11 protein-coding genes are annotated in these 16,289 nt (G+C 71.4%); 6 read left to right on the top strand and 5 right to left on the bottom strand.

All coding sequences use genetic code 11. The annotated features are described in order from the left end of the window. Positions 1-9: 9 nt before the first annotated feature. Positions 10-1,053, bottom strand: a complete 1,044-nt coding sequence (locus ACILSK_RS04330; RefSeq protein WP_395725899.1) for an App1 family protein — start codon at positions 1,051-1,053, stop codon at positions 10-12. A 179-nt stretch (positions 1,054-1,232) separates the two neighbouring features. On the opposite strand from ACILSK_RS04330, the gene eat reads away from it, so the two are divergent. The 4 genes from eat (at position 1,233) to ACILSK_RS04350 (ending at position 7,579) form a co-directional block, all read left to right on the top strand. Then, positions 1,233-2,720 (top strand): ethanolamine permease, encoded by a 1,488-nt coding sequence (gene eat / locus ACILSK_RS04335; RefSeq protein ID WP_395725900.1) that lies wholly within the window; start codon positions 1,233-1,235, stop codon positions 2,718-2,720. After that, positions 2,717-4,129, top strand: coding sequence for an ethanolamine ammonia-lyase subunit EutB (locus tag ACILSK_RS04340; protein ID WP_395725901.1), 1,413 nt, complete (start codon positions 2,717-2,719; stop codon positions 4,127-4,129). The genes eat and ACILSK_RS04340 overlap by 4 nt, the downstream gene beginning before the upstream one ends. Beyond that, positions 4,126-4,932, top strand: coding sequence for an ethanolamine ammonia-lyase subunit EutC (gene eutC, locus ACILSK_RS04345; RefSeq protein WP_395725902.1), 807 nt, complete (start codon positions 4,126-4,128; stop codon positions 4,930-4,932). The genes ACILSK_RS04340 and eutC overlap by 4 nt, the downstream gene beginning before the upstream one ends. A 268-nt stretch (positions 4,933-5,200) precedes the next feature. Then, on the top strand, positions 5,201-7,579 hold the full coding sequence (locus tag ACILSK_RS04350) for an FdhF/YdeP family oxidoreductase (protein WP_395725903.1): 2,379 nt from the start codon (positions 5,201-5,203) through the stop codon (positions 7,577-7,579). Positions 7,580-7,631: 52 nt separating this feature from the next. Here the strand turns inward: ACILSK_RS04350 and ACILSK_RS04355 are convergent, their stop codons facing one another. Continuing rightward, positions 7,632-8,072, bottom strand: a complete 441-nt coding sequence (locus ACILSK_RS04355) for a PAS domain-containing protein (RefSeq protein ID WP_395725904.1) — start codon at positions 8,070-8,072, stop codon at positions 7,632-7,634. Positions 8,073-8,081: 9 nt separating this feature from the next. On the opposite strand from ACILSK_RS04355, the gene ACILSK_RS04360 reads away from it, so the two are divergent. Next, complete coding sequence (locus ACILSK_RS04360) at positions 8,082-8,627, top strand: GNAT family N-acetyltransferase (RefSeq protein WP_395725905.1); 546 nt, start codon at positions 8,082-8,084, stop codon at positions 8,625-8,627. Positions 8,628-8,730: 103 nt separating this feature from the next. On the opposite strand, the gene cphA is transcribed toward ACILSK_RS04360, so the two are convergent. Together cphA and ACILSK_RS04370 are read right to left on the bottom strand one after the other, a co-directional pair. After that, positions 8,731-11,466 carry a cyanophycin synthetase gene (gene cphA / locus ACILSK_RS04365; protein ID WP_395725906.1) on the bottom strand — a complete coding sequence of 912 codons (2,736 nt, stop codon included), beginning with the start codon at positions 11,464-11,466 and terminating at the stop codon, positions 8,731-8,733. Positions 11,467-11,543: 77 nt separating this feature from the next. Then, positions 11,544-12,932 carry an aminotransferase class V-fold PLP-dependent enzyme gene (locus ACILSK_RS04370; protein ID WP_395725907.1) on the bottom strand — a complete coding sequence of 463 codons (1,389 nt, stop codon included), beginning with the start codon at positions 12,930-12,932 and terminating at the stop codon, positions 11,544-11,546. Between the two features lie 346 nt (positions 12,933-13,278). Here ACILSK_RS04370 and ACILSK_RS04375 point away from each other — a divergent pair, with 346 nt between their 5' ends. Continuing rightward, the gene (locus tag ACILSK_RS04375; RefSeq protein ID WP_395725908.1) at positions 13,279-15,222 is read left to right on the top strand and encodes an ABC1 kinase family protein; all 1,944 of its coding nucleotides are present in this window, start codon (positions 13,279-13,281) and stop codon (positions 15,220-15,222) included. Between the two features lie 235 nt (positions 15,223-15,457). On the opposite strand, the gene ACILSK_RS04380 is transcribed toward ACILSK_RS04375, so the two are convergent. Continuing rightward, positions 15,458-16,276: a fumarylacetoacetate hydrolase family protein gene (locus ACILSK_RS04380; protein ID WP_395725909.1), complete on the bottom strand. Its 819-nt coding sequence runs from the start codon at positions 16,274-16,276 to the stop codon at positions 15,458-15,460. Positions 16,277-16,289 lie beyond the last annotated feature (13 nt).

The following is a 16,289-nucleotide window of genomic DNA, read 5'->3' on the forward strand; positions in this document are numbered from 1 at the left end:
GGGCGCCGGTCAACGCCGCCCGAGCAGACCCACCGCCCGGAGCTTGGCCGCCAGCCCGTGTCCGTCCCGAGCGGCGACGACGGGAACGGCCGCCATCGCGGGCCGGTGCACGGACGGCGTCGTCGTCAATGCCTGCTGGGCGGCGGTGAGCTGGCGGATCGCGATTCCGACGACCCGGTCCGGTCGCTCGGCGGCGAACCCGTCGTAGATCTCCGGGTCGTGCTGGCCGTCGTCGCCGACCAGCAGCCAGCCCACGGCCGGTAGGTCCTGCGCCAGCTGCCGCAGCGCGGCCTCCTTGTGCCGGCGGCCCGACCGCACCCACCCGGTGTTCGTCGGGCCCCAGTCGGTGAGCAGCAGCGGCCCGTCGGGAAAGCCGTGCCGGGCCAGGAAGCGGGTCAGGGTCGGCGCGACGTTCCAGGCGCCGGTGGACAGATACACCACCGGGGCGCCGGGATGATCGGCCAGCAGCCGCGCATACAGGTCGGCCATCCCGCGGACGGCGACGCGAGCAGATTCGCGGAGTACGAACGTGTTCCAGGCGGCCAGCAGCGGTCGGGGCAGGTGCGTGATCATCACGGTGTCGTCGATGTCGCTGACGATGCCGACCGTCGGGCCGTCCCCGACGATCAGCACCCGCAGCTCGCTCGGCCGGCCGTGGTCGACCTCGATCGGCAGGTCGTGCCAGCCGGGCGCGAATCCGGCGCCGGCCGGAGCGGCGATCACCGCATCCACATAGCCTCGCCGGTTGCCGACGAGATGGTGGGTGCGCCCGTCCGCCCGGACCCGGACATGGGCGTCCGGCACCGGCGTGGTCAGGAACCGGCGCCAGCCCCGGGTCGCCCGCTGCCGCGCCTCGGCGGTCCGGATGTCCTCGGGCGGGCCGTCCGGCGGGGCCAGCAGGATGCGGGCGAGCACCCGCACCTGCCGGGTCGACCCGTAGCCGGTGTACGCCACGATCCGCGGCCGCCAGCCGCGGCGTCGGAACAACCGGTTCCGGACGGCATTGACCACGTCGTCGATCCGGGCCGCGACGTGCCGGTCGGAGGGATCCATCCGTCGAACCTGCCGCATCGACCGGATCGGCGCCTGTCCGGATCCCGGGGGCGCCGCGACATCGGATGGGCCCGACCGGTACTCGCCCGGCACCGTCACGACCCGGCACCGTCACAACCCGGCAACGTCGGACTGCGAACGTGAGCCACGTTCGTCCCGCCGACCGCTGGGAGACCGTGATGGTCGCTTCGCCCGAGTCCACCCCGTCATCAACCCCAGCACCGGCCGAATCAGCCGAATCGGCTGAATCGACCGCATATCTCGCCAAACGCACCCTACGCACCGGCACCGCCGGGTGGGTGCTGCTGGCCGGTCTCGGGGTCAGCTACGTCATCTCCGGGGACTACTCCGGCTGGAACTTCGGCCTGGCCCAGGGCGGCTTCGGCGGCCTGCTGATCGCCGCGGTCGTCATCGCCGGCATGTACCTGGCGATGGTGCTGGGCATGGCCGAGCTGTCGTCGGCGCTGCCCGCGGCCGGTGGTGGGTACACGTTCGCCCGGCGGGCGCTGGGGCCATGGGGCGGGTTCGCCACCGGCACCGCGATCCTGCTGGAATACGCGATCGCGCCGGCCGCGATCGCCACCTTCATCGGCGCGTACGTCGAGTCACTCGGCCTGTTCGGCATCACCGACGGCTGGTGGGTGTACCTGGCCGCGTACGCGCTGTTCATCGGCGTGCACCTGGCCGGCGTCGGCGAGGCGCTCAAGGTCATGTTCGTCATCACCGCGATCGCCGTGGTCGGCCTGGTGATCTTCGCGATCGCCGCCGTCGGCGACTTCGACCCCGCGAACCTCACCGACATCGTGCCCACCGAGGCCGCCGGGGCGAGCAGTTTCCTGCCGTTCGGCTACCTGGGCATCTGGGCCGCGGTGCCGTTCGCCATCTGGTTCTTCCTGGCCGTCGAGGGGGTTCCGCTGGCCGCGGAGGAGGCCGCCGACCCGGCCCGCAACGTGCCGCGCGGGATCATCGCCGCGATGTCGATCCTGATGGTCAGCGGCGCCATCGTGCTGGTGCTGGTCCCCGGCATCGGGGGCGCGGCGGCGATGTCCGAGTCGGGCAATCCGCTGGTCGAAGCCCTGGGCGGGTCGGCCGCGGCGACGATCGTCAACTACATCGGCCTGGCCGGGCTGGTCGCCTCGTTCTTCTCGATCATCTACGCCTACTCCCGGCAGCTGTTCGCGCTGTCCCGGGCCGGCTACCTGCCCCGGGCGCTGTCGGTGACCAACCGCCGCAAGGCCCCGACGCTGGCGCTGATCGTGCCCGGCGCCATCGGCTTCCTGTTGTCCTTGACCGGGCAGGGGGCGATGCTGCTGAACATGGCCGTGTTCGGCGCTGCGGTGAGCTACGTGCTGATGATGATCAGCCACATCGTGCTGCGCGTCCGCGAGCCCGACATGCCGCGGCCGTACCGCACCCCGGGCGGCGTCGTGACGACCGGCTTCGCGCTGGTGATTGCCGTGCTGGCGGTGATCGCGACGTTCCTGGTGGACAGCGTCGCATCGCTGTGCTGCCTGGCTGTCCTCGCCGCGTTCCTGGCCTACTTCGGCTTCTACAGCCGCCATCATCTGGTCGCCAACTCGCCGGACGAGGAGTTCGCCGCCCTCGCCGCCGCGGAGGACGACGTGACGGTGACCCGGGACGACCCGACCAGGATGGAGACCACGTGACGGTCTACCGGCAGGCGCTGGCCGGCCATCACTACGAGTTCGACGGCATCGTCGATCTGCTGGCCCGGGCCACGCCGCAACGCAGCGGGGACGAGCTCGCCGGCTGCGCCGCCCAGACCGACGCCGAGAGGGCGGCGGCCCAGTGGGCGCTGGCCGACGTCGACCTGGCCACCTTCCTGGAGCACCCGGCGGTCCCGTACGAGACCGACGACGTCACCCGGCTCATCCTGGACCGGCACGATCCGGTCGCGTTCGCGCCCGTCGCGTCATTGACCGTCGGCGAGTTCCGCGATCGGCTGCTGGCGTTGGCCGCCGCTCCCACCGCCGCCACGGACCTCACTGCACTGGCGTCCGGCCTGACCCCGGAGATGGTGGCCGCGGTCAGCAAGCTGATGCGCAACGCCGACCTGATGTCGGTGGCCAAGGCGGCGCAGGTGACCGCCGCGTTCCGCAGCACCGTCGGGCTGCCGGGCCGGCTGGCCACCCGGCTGCAACCCAACCACCCGACCGACGACGCCCGCGGGGTCGCCGCCGCCGTCCTCGACGGGCTGCTGCTGGGCTCCGGGGACGCCGTCATCGGCATCAACCCGGCCACCGACTCGCCGGCCACGGTGACCGAACTGCTGCACCTGCTGGACGACATCCGCGCCCGATTCGACATTCCCACCCAGTCCTGCGTTTTGACCCACGTCACGACGACGATGGATCTGATCGAGCGGGGCGCGCCGGTCGACCTGGTCTTCCAGTCGATCGCCGGCACCCAGGGCGGCAACGCCTCGTTCGGGGTCGAGCTGGGCATGCTGGGCGACGCCCGGGCGGCCGCGCTGGAGCTGCGCCGCGGCACCGTCGGCGAGAACGTCATGTACTTCGAAACCGGCCAGGGATCGGCGCTGTCGGCCGGCGCGCACCTGGGCACCGACGGCAAGCCGGTCGACCAGCAGACTCTCGAGGTCCGCGCGTACGGTGTCGCCCGGGAGTTCGCGCCGCTGCTGGTGAACACCGTCGTCGGGTTCATCGGGCCGGAGTATCTCTACGACGGCAAGCAGATCATCCGGGCCGGGCTCGAGGACTACTTCTGCGGCAAGCTGCTCGGCCTGCCGATGGGCGTCGACGTCTGCTACACCAACCACGCCGAGGCCGACCAGGACGACATGGACAGCCTGCTGGTGCTGCTCGCCGCCGCCGGGGTGGCGTTCGTCATCGCGGTGCCGGGGGCCGACGACGTCATGCTCGGCTACCAGAGCCTGGCCTTCCACGACGTGCTCAGTGCCCGTGCGATGCTCGGCCTGCGCCCGGCCCCCGAGTTCGAGACCTGGCTGTCCGCGGTCGGTCTGGACGACGGGCAGGGCCGGATCCGGCCGATCGACCCGGCCGGATCGGCCCTGCGCCAGCTGACGGTGACCCGATGAGCGAGCCGCTTGCGACCACACCGAGCGACCCGACGGGCACCGACCCGGTGCCGGGCTTCTGGGATCCGCTGCGGACCACCACGCCGTCCCGGATCGGCCTGAACCGCACCGGTGACGCGGTGACCACCCGGCACCTGCTGGAGTTCCGCGCCGCCCACGCCGCCGCCCGGGACGCGGTGCACGAGCCCCTGGACGTGCCCGGCCTGGCCGCGGCGGTGACCGCCGTGGGGCTGGGTGAGCCTGCGGTGGTCACCAGCCGGGCGGCCGGGCGCAGCGAGTACCTGCGGCGCCCGGACTTCGGCCGCCGGCCGGCGTCGCTGGAACCGCTCGACCCGCTGCCCCGCGGGCGGGACATCGGCATCGTGCTGGCCGACGGGCTGTCCGCGCGGGCCATGGCCGAGCACGGCGCCCCGCTGCTGCAGGCCCTGGTCGACGCGTTCGCCGGCCGGTGGAGCGTGGCCCCGCCGGTCATCGCGACGCAGGCCCGCGTCGCGCTGGGCGATCACATCGGGACCGCGTTGGGCGTCGGCACCCTGCTGGTGATCATCGGTGAACGGCCCGGCTTGTCCGTCGCCGACAGCCTGGGCATCTACCTGACCCAGGCGCCGCGGGTCGGGCTGACCGACGCCGACCGCAACTGCATCTCCAACATCCACCCGCCCGGCGGTCTGGGGTACGCCGAGGCCGCGCGGGTCACCGTCGGGCTGGTCGAGGGCGCGCGGGCGCTGGGCCGCTCCGGGGTGACGCTCAAGGACACCTCCCGGCCGGCCCTCGACGGCAACGCCCGGTCGGCGTTGGACTGACACCGCGCCCGGCCGGCCCTGAGTGACGCACCTCCCGGGGGGCGGTGGACGGCGGCGCCCGCTCCGTCCTGGATTGACCCCCCGCTGACCTCGCTCCTCGGACCCCGCTCCTCAGCGCGAGGACCGGCGAACCGGCCCGCCGACTTCCACCCGCCGGAATCGGCGCCGTCCGGAAGGCAGGGCCGGACGACCGAACGCAGGATGGATCATGGTCCGGTCGCTGTCGCGGCCGGCGGCTGCCCGCCCGCATCCATCCCGAGGAGCCCGCATGCCCGACCCGCGCGATCTGCCGGACTACTCCGAGGCCGATCTGACGGTCGGCCATCAGAAGGAGTACGCCGCCGGCGTCAAGGCGGTCGGCATCTCGCTGAAGCGCGCGCTGGCGCACATGGGGCCGGTGCGCACGGCCCGGACGCTGAGCAAGCTCAACCAGGCCGAGGGCTTCGACTGCATGAGCTGCGCCTGGCCCGATCCGGAGGTCGGCCACCGGCACACCGCCGAGTTCTGCGAGAACGGGGCCAAGGCGGTCGCCGAGGAGGCCACCACCGCCCGGGCCACCCCGGAGTTCTTCGCCGCGCACAGCATCGCCGAGCTGGACGCCCGCTCCGAATGGTGGCTCGGCCAGCAGGGCCGGCTGACCCACCCGATGGTCAAACGACCCGGCGCCACCCACTACACGCCCATCGAGTGGGGCGAGGCGTTCACCCTCATCGGCGACGAGCTGAACGCGCTCGGTAGCCCGCACGAGGCCGCCTTCTACACCTCGGGCCGGGCGTCGAACGAGAGCGCCTTCGCCTACCAGCTGTTCGTGCGCGCGTTCGGCACGAACAACCTGCCCGACTGCTCCAACATGTGCCACGAATCGACCAGCGTCGGCCTGGCCGAGTCCATCGGCATCGGCAAGGCCTCGGTCAGCATGGAGGACGTCTACCGCGCCCAGCTGATCATCGTGGCCGGCCAGAACCCCGGCACCAACCACCCGCGCATGCTCTCCGCACTGGAGATCGCCAAGCGCAACGGCGCCACCATCGTCTCGATCAACCCGCTGCGAGAGGCCGGCCTGACCCGGTTCAAGAACCCGCAGCGGCCGTCCGGCGTCGCCGGGGACGGCACCAGGATCGCCGACCTGCACCTGCCGATCAAGGTCAACGGTGACCAGGCATTGTTCCAGGCGCTCGGGTCGCTGCTGGTGCAGTGGGACGCGCTGGACCACGACTTCATCGCCACCCATACCACCGGGTTCGAGGCCTGGAAGGCCCACGTCGGCGCCATCGACTGGGACCGGGTGACCGCCGTGACCGGGCTGACCCGGGCGCAGATCACCGCACTCGGGCAGCTGCTGCGCGACTCGTCGGCCACGGTGTTCTGCTGGGCGATGGGTCTGACCCAGCACCGCAACGGGGTGGCGACCATCCGCGACGTCTGCAACCTGGCGTTCGCGCAGGGCAACATCGGCAAGCCCGGGGCCGGCCTGTTCCCGGTCCGCGGGCACTCCAACGTGCAGGGCGACCGGACCATGGGCATCTGGGAACGACCCCCGCAGAACTTCCTCGACGCCCTGCAACTCGAGTTCGGCTTCGACCCGCCCCGCGCGCACGGGCTGGACGCGGTCGACTCGATCCGGGCGCTGCGTGACGGTCAAGCGCACGTGCTCATCGGACTCGGCGGCAACTTCGTGCAGGCCGCACCGGACACCGAGGTGGTCATCGAGGCCATGCAACGGGCCCGGCTGACCGTGCACATCTCGACGAAACTGAACCGCTCCCATCTGGTCTGCGGGCGGACCGCGCTGATCCTGCCCACGAAGGGGCGGACCGAGAAGGACGTCCAGGCCTCCGGCGAGCAGTGGATCTCGGTCGAGGATTCCACCTGCGCCGTGCACGCGTCCCGGGGCCCGCTCAAGCCGGCCAGCCCGCACCTGAAGTCGGAGGTCGACATCGTCTGCCGGATGGCCCAGGCCACCCTCGGCGACCGGTATGGGATCAACTGGACGGCGATGCGGGAGGACTACGGCGTCATCCGCAGTCACATCTCCCGGGTGGTCGCCGGGTGCGAGGCCTACGAGGTGAACGTGCGCCGGCCCGGCGGCTTTGTCATGCCGCACCCGCCCCGGGACAGCCGCACCTTTCCCACCCGGTCCGGGCGGGCCGAGTTCGCCGTCTCCACGATCGAGGCGATCCAGGCGCCGCCCGGCCATCTGGTCCTGCAGACCCTGCGCAGCCACGATCAGTGCAACACCACGATCTACGGGCTGTCCGACCGTTATCGGGGCATCGAGGGCGGCCGGAAGGTGATCTTCCTGAACAAGGCCGACATCGCCGCCGGCGGGTTCGCCGACGGCCAGCTCGTCGACATCGAGACGCACTGGCCCGACGACGAGGTGGTCCGCTGCGTGCGCGCGTTCCGGATCGTCTGCTACGACACGCCGGCCGGGTCCGCGGCGGCCTACTACCCGGAGACCAGCCCGCTGATCCCGCTGGACTCGACCGCGTTGGAGAGCAACACCCCGACGTCCAAGTCGGTCATCGTGCGGCTGATGCCGGCCGGTCAGGGTCACCAGCACCGGGTCGCCGACGCCAGCCAGGACGCGACCGGTTCCGACTGGTCGCACAAGTGGGAACCGGACGTGGAGGAGCACCTGTCCTGACCGTGGGGATGTCAGGCGGCCCGCGCGCCCGGCCGCCGGTCCGCCCGCACCGTCACCGCCCGGTCGGACCGACCCGGTCGATCAGGTCGGTGACGTCGATCTGGGTGCCGATGAAGTGGGTAACCCGGCCGCTTGACGGATCCCGGATCGGCGAGATCGACACCCGGTTCCAGAACGGGGTTCCGTCCCGACGGTAGTTTCGGATCACCGCGGTGGTGTCCCGGTGCCGGCGCAGCCCGTCGGCCAACCGGGCGACCTCCGTCCGGTCGGTCTCCGGGCCCTGCAGGAAACGGCAATTGCGGCCGAGGATGTCGGCCGCCAGGTATCCGGTCAACCGCAGGAACGATTCGTTGGCGTAGACCAGCGGATGGTCGTCGCCGCTGCCGGAGATGGTGATCCCCTGCACCGCGCCGCTGGCCGCCACCGCCCGCAGCAGCACGTTCGGCAGCGCGGCGGAGGAAAAGGGGATGTCCGGAACCGACCCACTGAGCATGATCGGAGTATGCCTGCCTCCTCCATCGGCCTCCGCCGGCTGACCCCCGACGATTTCGGCCGGCTGGCCGGCTGGCTCGCGCAGCCGCACGTGCACCGGTGGTGGTTCCACGAGTTCACCCCCGAAGCGGTCGAGCGCGACTTCGGCCCCTCCGCCCGCGGCGAGGAGCCCAACGAGGACCTGCTGGCCCTGCTCGACGGACGTCCGGTGGGCCTGGTGCAGCGTTGCTTCTGGCACGACTACCCCGAGTACGTGGACGAGATCGCGCACATCCTGACCGTCCCCGCGGACGCGGTGACGATCGACTACCTGATCGGTGAACTCGCCGACACCGGCCACGGGCTCGGGCCGGCGATCATCGGCGCGGTGCTCGCCGATACCTGGGCCGCCCTTCCGCGGGCCCGCTGCGTCATCGTGCCGGTGGCGTCGGGCAATCGCGCCTCCTGGCGGGCCCTGGAGAAGGCCGGCTTTACCCGGGTCGGCGCGGGTGAGCTACCGCCGGACAACCCGATCGACCCGCCCGAGCATGTGGTCTATCGCATCGACCGGCCCTGACCCGCTGCCCGCACCCCCCGGATTCGTGTTGATCATGGGCGGGCGGCCGTTCCGCGGCACGTGAAGCGGCCGCCATCCCATGATCAACAGCAGGTGGGTCGGCTCAGTCGTCGGTCGGCTGGGCCCGCTTGGCCAGCACCTGCAACTCGTCCCAGACGGCACGGGCCCGGTCGACGCAGACGACGACCAGATCCCCGGGGTTGGCCCATTCGACGGCGGCCCGGGTGGACTCGATCTCGTCCAGCACGGTCTCGATCTGCTTGACCCGGCCGCCCTCGGCCTGCGCCTCACGCGCGCCCTGCACGATCAGCGCGGCGGTCTCGCCGCGCTGCCGGCCGCGCAGCCGGTCGTCCTCCCGGACGATGATCCGGTCGAAGTGCTTGGCCGCCTGCCGGCCGAGGTCGACCATGTCCTGGTCGCGCCGGTCGCCGGCGGTGGCGATCACCCCGATCCGCTGCGGGCGCTCCAGAACGGAGTCGTCGTCGAAGAACCGGTCGACGAAGTCGCCGAGCGCGACCATCGCCGGCGCGTTGTGGCAGTAGTCGACGATCACCTTGATGCCGCGCACCTCGGTCATGTTCATCCGGCCCGGCGCCGAGTAGTAGGACGGGGTGAACGAGCGCAGCCCACCGCGGATGTCGCCCAGGTGCGCCCCCGCGCAGTAGGCCGCGGCCGCCGCGGCCATGGCGTTCTGCACGTTGAACATGGCCTTGCCGCCGAACGTCGCCGGCACGAGATGCGTGTAGGCCAGCGGCATCCGGCGCCGGCCGTGCACGAGCACGATGAGGTCGCCCAGGTCGGATCGTTCCAGGATCACCGCCTTGCCACCCCGCCGGCAGTGGTCGGAGATCATCCGGTTGTCCGGTTCGATCGAGAACCACACCACCTCACCGGAACATGCCCGGCGCATGTTCGCCACCAGCGGGTCGTCGGCGTTCAGCACCGCCGCCCCGTTCTTCGGGACCGCCTCCACGATCACCTGTTTCACCTGGGCGAGCTGCTCGACGGTGTCGATCCCGCGCAGCCCCAGGTGGTCCGGGGCCACGTTCAGCACGACCGCGACGTCGTTGCGCGGGTAGCCGAGGCCCTCGCGCAGGATGCCGCCCCGGGCCACCTCGAACACCGCGAAATCGACCCGCGGGTTCTGCAGCACCATCCGCGCCGACCGCGGGCCGGACGCGTCGGACCGGATGACCAGCCGGTCGTCGATGACGACGCCGTCGGTGGACGTCATGCCCACCTTGCGGCCCGTCGACTTGAAGATGTGCCCGATCATCCGGCTGCAGGTGGTCTTGCCGTTCGTGCCGGTCACCGCAACGATCGGGATCCGGGCATTGCTGCCGGGCGGGAACATCAGGTCGACAACGGGTTTCGCGACGTACTGCGGGTCCCCGATGGTCGGGTGGGTGTGCATGCGGAAGCCGGGCGCCGCGTTGACCTCGCAGATCGCGCCGCCGGTCTCGCGCACCGGCTGGGTGATGTCCGGGCAGAGGAAGTCGATGCCGGCGATGTCCAGCCCGACCACCCGGGCCGCCTCCTCGGCGATGTCCACGTTGTCCGGATGCGCCTCGAAGGTGCGGTCGATGGAGATGCCGCCGGTCGACATGTTGCCGGTGAGGGCGAGTTTGACCATCTCCCCGCGCGGCGGGACGTCGGTCATCTCGTACCCCTGCGCGCGGACCAGTTCGATCGCGGCGTCGTTCACCTCGATCCGGGTGAGCACCTTCTCGTGCCCGACACCGCGCCGCGGGTCGGCATTGGTCGCCTCCACCAGCGCGGCAACCGATTTCGCGCCGTCGCCGATGACGTGCGCGGGCACCCGCTCGGCGATCGCGATCATCTGCCCGCCGATCACCAGCACCCGGTAGTCCTTGCCGGCGATGTACGACTCGACCAGCACGTAACCCCGCCGGGACTGGTCGTAAGCCTCGTCGAAGGCGCCCCGGACGGCGGCCTCGTCGGCCAGATTGATCGCGACGCCGCGGCCGTGATTGCCGTCCAGCGGCTTGACCACGACGGGATAGCCGATGCGGCGGGCGATCCGCACCGCGTCGTCGGCGCGGCGGACCACCTCGGAGGCCGGCACGGGCAACCCGGCGGCGGCCAGCAGCCGGTTGGTCAGCTCCTTGTCGGAGGCGATGTCCACGGCCAGCGACGACGTCAACGACGTCATGGTGGCCCGGATCCGCTGCTGGTTCACCCCGTAGCCCAGCTGCACCAGGGAACCGGAATTCAGCCGCTGAAAGGGGATGTCGCGGGCGATTGCCTCGTCGAGGATGGCCTGGGTGGATGGCCCGAAGGCGACCCGTTGGCAGGTGCGCAGGAACGCGTCGTGCTCGGCGGCGAAGTCGAAATCGTCGTCGACGATCTCGTTGTCCGGGATCAGGTGATTGACCAGACGGACCGCGAGCCGGCCGGACAGCGTGCCGACGGTGTCGTCCAGATAGCCGTAGATGACGTTGTAGACGCCGTCCTCGCCGGTGGACCGGGTCTTGCCGCGGGTGATCTCATGACCGGCGGTCCGCTGCAGCTCCAGCGCGACATGCTCGACGACGTGGCCGGCCCAGGTGCCTTCGACGAGCCGCTCGACGAACCCGCCGTCCCGGCCCCGCGAGCACTGGTGGTCGTGCAGCCCGGGCAACAGGTCGATCAGGGACTCGGTGAACCCGGGCAGCGTATCGGTCGGCCGCTGCTCGAGCCGGCCGATGTCGACCACCAGGTGGACCGCCGGTTCGTACGACCAGTAGTTGGGTCCCCGGTAGACCCGGGTCTCCCGGACGGTGATGTCCGGTTCCCCGTTGCCCGGGACGACCTTCTGTGCCGCTGCCGACGTGGCCACCGCAGCCCCTTCCACCGAACTGTTCGGGAGTTGCTGCGCATTCTTTCAGCCGCGCTGCCGGCGCGCCGGGCAGCCGGTCAAGCCGCCTCCCGCCGGTGCCGGCCACCCACCGGCGTGGGCGCCGGGGGCCGGTGGGCCACCACCTTCCGCACCGCATCGACGGCCCGGTCCACGTCGGCGTTCGAGTTGTAGAGGTAGAAGCTGAGGCGGCAGCTGGCCGGCGGGTCCAGCCCGAGATCGTGATGGGCCAGGGTGGCGCAATGGCAGCCGGCCCGTGACTCCACGCCGTGCCGGTTCAGCTCGGCGGCCAGCTCGAACGGGCTCCACCCCGCCACGGTGAACGCCACCAGCGGCGAACGCGGCGTCCCCGGCGGCCCGCCGAGCATCCGCAGCCCGGGCACGCCGCTCAGGCCGTCCATCGCCCGTCGGGTCAGGTGCGCCGTGTGCTCGCCGATCCGGTCCATCGTCCGGCGGACGACCGGTCCGGGCACCGGGTCCTCGCTCCGAAAGTGCATCCGGGTCGGGTCGCCGCCCACCAGGTCCACCGCCAGCCGCAGGGCCTGCGCGGACACGATGACGCCGAGGATGTTCGGCGTGCCCGCCGAGTACTTCCAGGGCAGCCCGTTGTAGCCGACCGCGTCGGGGGTGACCTGCCCGTCGGCGATCATGTCGCCGCCGTACAGGAACGGCAGGGACTGTTCCAGCAGGTGTTCCTTGGCGTAGAGCACACCGACACCGAACGGGGCCAGCAGCTTGTGGAACGAGAACGCCAGGTAGTCCACGTCCAACGCCTGCACGTCGACGAACGAACTGGGTACCAGCTGCGCACCGTCGACCAGGAGCCGGGCCCGGCGCTCCCCCGTCGGCTGCGGGTAGCCCCCGGCATCCGCGATGGCCCGCACGATCGGCAGTGGCGGCTTGCTGCCCAGGAAGTTCGAGGCGCCGCTGCAGCAGACCAGCTTGGTTCGCGCATCCACCAGGGAGGCCAGGTGATCCAGATCGAGTTCGCCCGTTCGGTGGTCGAACCGGGCGATCCGAAGCTCTACCCGGCGACCGAATCGTGGCAGGATCTCCCGACACAACCCATGCCAGGGCACGTAGTTCGAATTGTGTTCGAGCATCGTGGTCACCACGTTGTCGCCGTCGCGGAACTCGGTGAGCAGCGAGTACATGACGGCGTTGATCGCCTCGGTGGTGTTGCGGTAGGTGGCGATCGACCGCCGGCTCGGGGCGCCCAGCCACCCGGCGATCGTGTCGTAGGACGATTCGAACCGGTCGGTCGTGTACCTGGAGGCGTCCGACTGGCCGCGGTGCACGTTCTCGTAGAACGGGGTCAGGCTGCGGTACAGATCCAGCAACTGTCGCGGCGGCTGGGTGCTGGCGGCGTTGTTCGTCACCACCCGCCCGCTGCGGTCGAAGTCGAACTGCTCCCGGATACGTGCGATGTCCGGTTCGGTCAGGTCCATGCCGACTCCGGAGCCGGGTCGAGCTGACATTGATACCGGCGGCGGGTGTCCCATGCAGGTCCCTACGCCGGCCGCCCCGCTTCGGTTCTCGCCCACCGGCGCGGGCCGATCGGGCGGGCCGATCGGGCGGACCGATCGGGCGGACCGGCCGACCCGCTGTTGATCATGGCGAACTCTGCTCCGAAATCGGCGTGTCGCCGGCGAGTCGCACAGACAACGCCATGATCAACTCGCGGAAGCCGGTCACCGCGCGCCTGCTGCCCGACCCGGCGGTGCGCGCAGATCATGTGGGCGAGTCCGGCGCGGCTCTTCGGTTTCCCCACCGGACACCGGTCAAGCTGACCGGATGTCCTTGGAGATCGAGCTGACCTTCTGGCAGTGGGTGCTGGCCATCGTCTTCGTGCTCGGGGTCGGCTTCGTCACCGGGCGGATCCTCGGCATCCACCGAGGGTTCCTGCGGGCCACGCTGGCCGGGATCGTCGGCTCGTTCATCGGTCTGGTCCTGGCGACGGCCGTGCTCGGTGACCGGCTGAACGACCAGGACATCGCCCCCACCCTGCTGCTGACCACCTTTGGCTTCGCCCTGCTCGTCACCATGATCATCTCGGTGACCCTGGAGGCGGTGCTGCGACCCCGCCGCCGAGGCCGCCGGGTGTCCTGGCGCACCCGGTTCCGGGCGTTCTCCACCGTGGGCGGCCGACTGTTCGAGGTGACCCGGATCGCCCGCCGGCACGGCCTGGTCGGTCGCCGGCTGGTCTCCCGGTCGGCGTTGACCAGCCCCGAGGGCGGTCGCCGGATCCGCGGCTTCCTGGAGGACTGCGGCGGCGTGTTCATCAAGTTCGGGCAGATCGCGTCCACCCGGGCCGACCTCATCCCGCCCGCGGTGATCGTCGAACTGTCCGACCTGCAGGCCAACGTGAAGAAGGTGCCGAGCGAGCAGATCCGGGCGGCGATCGAGAGCGAGCTGGCCCAACCGATCGACGAGACGTTCGCCCGGTTCGACGACGAGCCGCTCGCGGCCGCGTCCATCGGCCAGACCCACACCGCCGCGCTCCCCGACGGCCGACCCGTGGTGGTCAAGGTCCGCCGACCCGGCGTCGAGGTCGGGGTGGCCCGCGACTCGGCGGTGCTGCGCTGGGCGACCCGGCAACTCAGCCGGCGGTCGGAGGCGGCCCGATCGCTGGGGTTACAGGCGATCTCGGACGAGCTCATCCGGTCGGTCGAGCAGGAACTCAACTACGTGCACGAGGCCGCCAACGCCAAGGCGCTGAGCGTGGTGCCGACGGCGGGGGTGCAGATCCCGCCGGTGGTCTCTTCGCTGAGCACCGAGGGCGTGCTGGTGATCAGCCGGGTCGCCGGGGTGCCGGTGTCCGACACCGGCGCGGTGGACCGGTGTGGCGTGCCCCGCACCGTGCTGGCCGACCGGCTGCTGTCGTCGTTCCTGAACCAGGTCATGGTCGCCGGGGTGTTCCACGCCGACCCGCACCCGGGCAACATCCTGATCGACGGCGAGGGCACGCTCTGGCTGATCGACTTCGGCGCCGTCGGGTTGATCGACCCGGTGACGATGGAGGCGCTCCAGCTGATGGTCGGCGGGCTGGCCACCCATCAGCCGGCGCTGATCGCCCGCGGGCTGCGCTCGATGTCCGGTTCGGCCGGCGAATCGCTGGACACCCAGGCCCTCGAGGCCGAACTCAGCCGCCTGCTGTCCGAGCAGATGCACGCCGGCGGGTTCGACCCGCGCAGCCTGCAGCAGATCATCGGCGTGATGCGCACCCACGACCTGCCTGTCCCCTCGACGCTGACCCTGCTGGCCCGGGCGTTGCTCACCCTGGAGGGCACCCTGCGGGTGATCGACCCGGGGATGGATCTGGCCGTCGCCGCCCAGTCCCAGCTCGGGGCCTCCGTCGACGCCCAGGCCGCGGACCCGAAAGACGTCGCCCAGAAGGAGTTGCTACGCAACCTGCCCTCCTTCCGCGCGTTGCCGGGGCTCACCGAGGACATCGCCCTGCAGCTGCGGGCCGGCCGGGTGCGGCTGCAGGTGGACGCGTTCGCCGGGGACAGCCAGACGAACCTGACCCGCTGGATCGATCAGCTGCTGTTCGCGGTGGTGGCCGCGGTGGGCCTGATCTCGTCCACCCTGATGCTCGTCGGCGTCGCGGTGTCCAACGAGGCCCGGGAGACCGCCGCCCTGTCCGCCGTCGGCTACATCGGGCTGATCATCTCGTCGGTGATGCTGATGCGCGTCGTCGCGCAGATCCTGCGGCGGGACGGCGAACAGGCGCGCTGACCCGGTCGCACACTCGGGCCGCCCCGACGCGAGGCTGCCGAGTTGCCACCCCGACGCGGGCCCGCCGAGTTTCCGGACCGCCGAGTTTCCACAGTGGGCCCTTCCCCGGCGCGGAGGAGGGCCGAAGGTGGCAAGTCGAGCGGCTTCCGGCCGCCGGGTCGGGACCGGGCCGCGATGTGGTGGCGGCGGGGCCGTGGTGTCGTGGCCGGCCTTGCGCCGGGCTGAACTGCCCGCGTCAGCCGATCGGCGTCGTCACCGAGCCCACACCCGCCACCGCCACCTCGACGACGTCACCCGGCACCGCGTACCGCGGCGGGGTGCGCTTGAACCCGACGCCGTCCGGCGTGCCGGTGGCGATGACGTCACCCGGGTTCAGGGTCATCACCTCGGACAGGTAGGCGAGCAGCTCACCTACGCCGAACACCATGTCGGCGGTGCTGCCGTCCTGCATCGTCTCGCCGTTGACGACGGTGGTCAGCCGCCAGCCGTCGCCCGGGTCGCCGGTTTCGTCGGCGGTGACGATCTCGGAGATCGGCCCGCTCGCGTCGGCGTTCTTGCCGACCGTCCACAGCCGGGAGTGCAGCTGATGGGTACGGGCGGACAGGTCGTTGAATGCGGCGTAGCCGAGCACCCCGGCCAGCGCCTGCGCCGGCGTCACGCGCTTGAGCGGCCGGCCGACAACGGCGGCCAACTCCACCTCCCAGTCCCACCCCGGCTCGCCCGCCGGCACCGGCGCGGTGACGCCCGAGGTGATCAGTGAGGCCGTCCAGCGGCCGAAGATCGCCGGGTGCTCGGGCACCCGCATCCCGGCCTCGTCGGCGTGCATGCGGTAGTTCAGCCCGACGCACAGCACCCGGGCGGCCGGCGGGACGGCCGGCACCTCGACGACCGAGGCGCGGTCCACCGACCCGCCGGCCAGCGCCGCCGCCGCGTCCAGCGACCCGGCCAGGTCGTCATAGAACTCACGCACCTCGGCCACCGGCGCGAGGGTCTGGTCCGCGAACAGCCGGGCCACGGTCACGGTGCGACCGTCCCGCATCCCGGTGAACTTCATGGTGGGTATCCCG

Origin of the sequence: Nakamurella sp. (assembly GCF_044224575.1) — a bacterium.
Classification (GTDB): domain Bacteria; phylum Actinomycetota; class Actinomycetes; order Mycobacteriales; family Nakamurellaceae; genus Nakamurella.

Bases quoted from the DNA above. Each gene is read 5' to 3' on its own strand.
- ACILSK_RS04360 (WP_395725905.1), top strand. From the start codon at position 8,082: ATGCCTGCCTCCTCCATCGGCCTCCGCCGGCTGACCCCCGACGATTTC.
- ACILSK_RS04330 (WP_395725899.1), bottom strand. From the start codon at position 1,053: ATGGATCCCTCCGACCGGCACGTCGCGGCCCGGATCGACGACGTGGTC.
- eat (WP_395725900.1), top strand. From the start codon at position 1,233: ATGGTCGCTTCGCCCGAGTCCACCCCGTCATCAACCCCAGCACCGGCC.
- ACILSK_RS04370 (WP_395725907.1), bottom strand. From the start codon at position 12,932: ATGGACCTGACCGAACCGGACATCGCACGTATCCGGGAGCAGTTCGAC.
- ACILSK_RS04380 (WP_395725909.1), bottom strand. From the start codon at position 16,276: ATGAAGTTCACCGGGATGCGGGACGGTCGCACCGTGACCGTGGCCCGG.
- ACILSK_RS04355 (WP_395725904.1), bottom strand. From the start codon at position 8,072: ATGCTCAGTGGGTCGGTTCCGGACATCCCCTTTTCCTCCGCCGCGCTG.
- ACILSK_RS04350 (WP_395725903.1), top strand. From the start codon at position 5,201: ATGCCCGACCCGCGCGATCTGCCGGACTACTCCGAGGCCGATCTGACG.
- ACILSK_RS04375 (WP_395725908.1), top strand. From the start codon at position 13,279: ATGTCCTTGGAGATCGAGCTGACCTTCTGGCAGTGGGTGCTGGCCATC.
- eutC (WP_395725902.1), top strand. From the start codon at position 4,126: ATGAGCGAGCCGCTTGCGACCACACCGAGCGACCCGACGGGCACCGAC.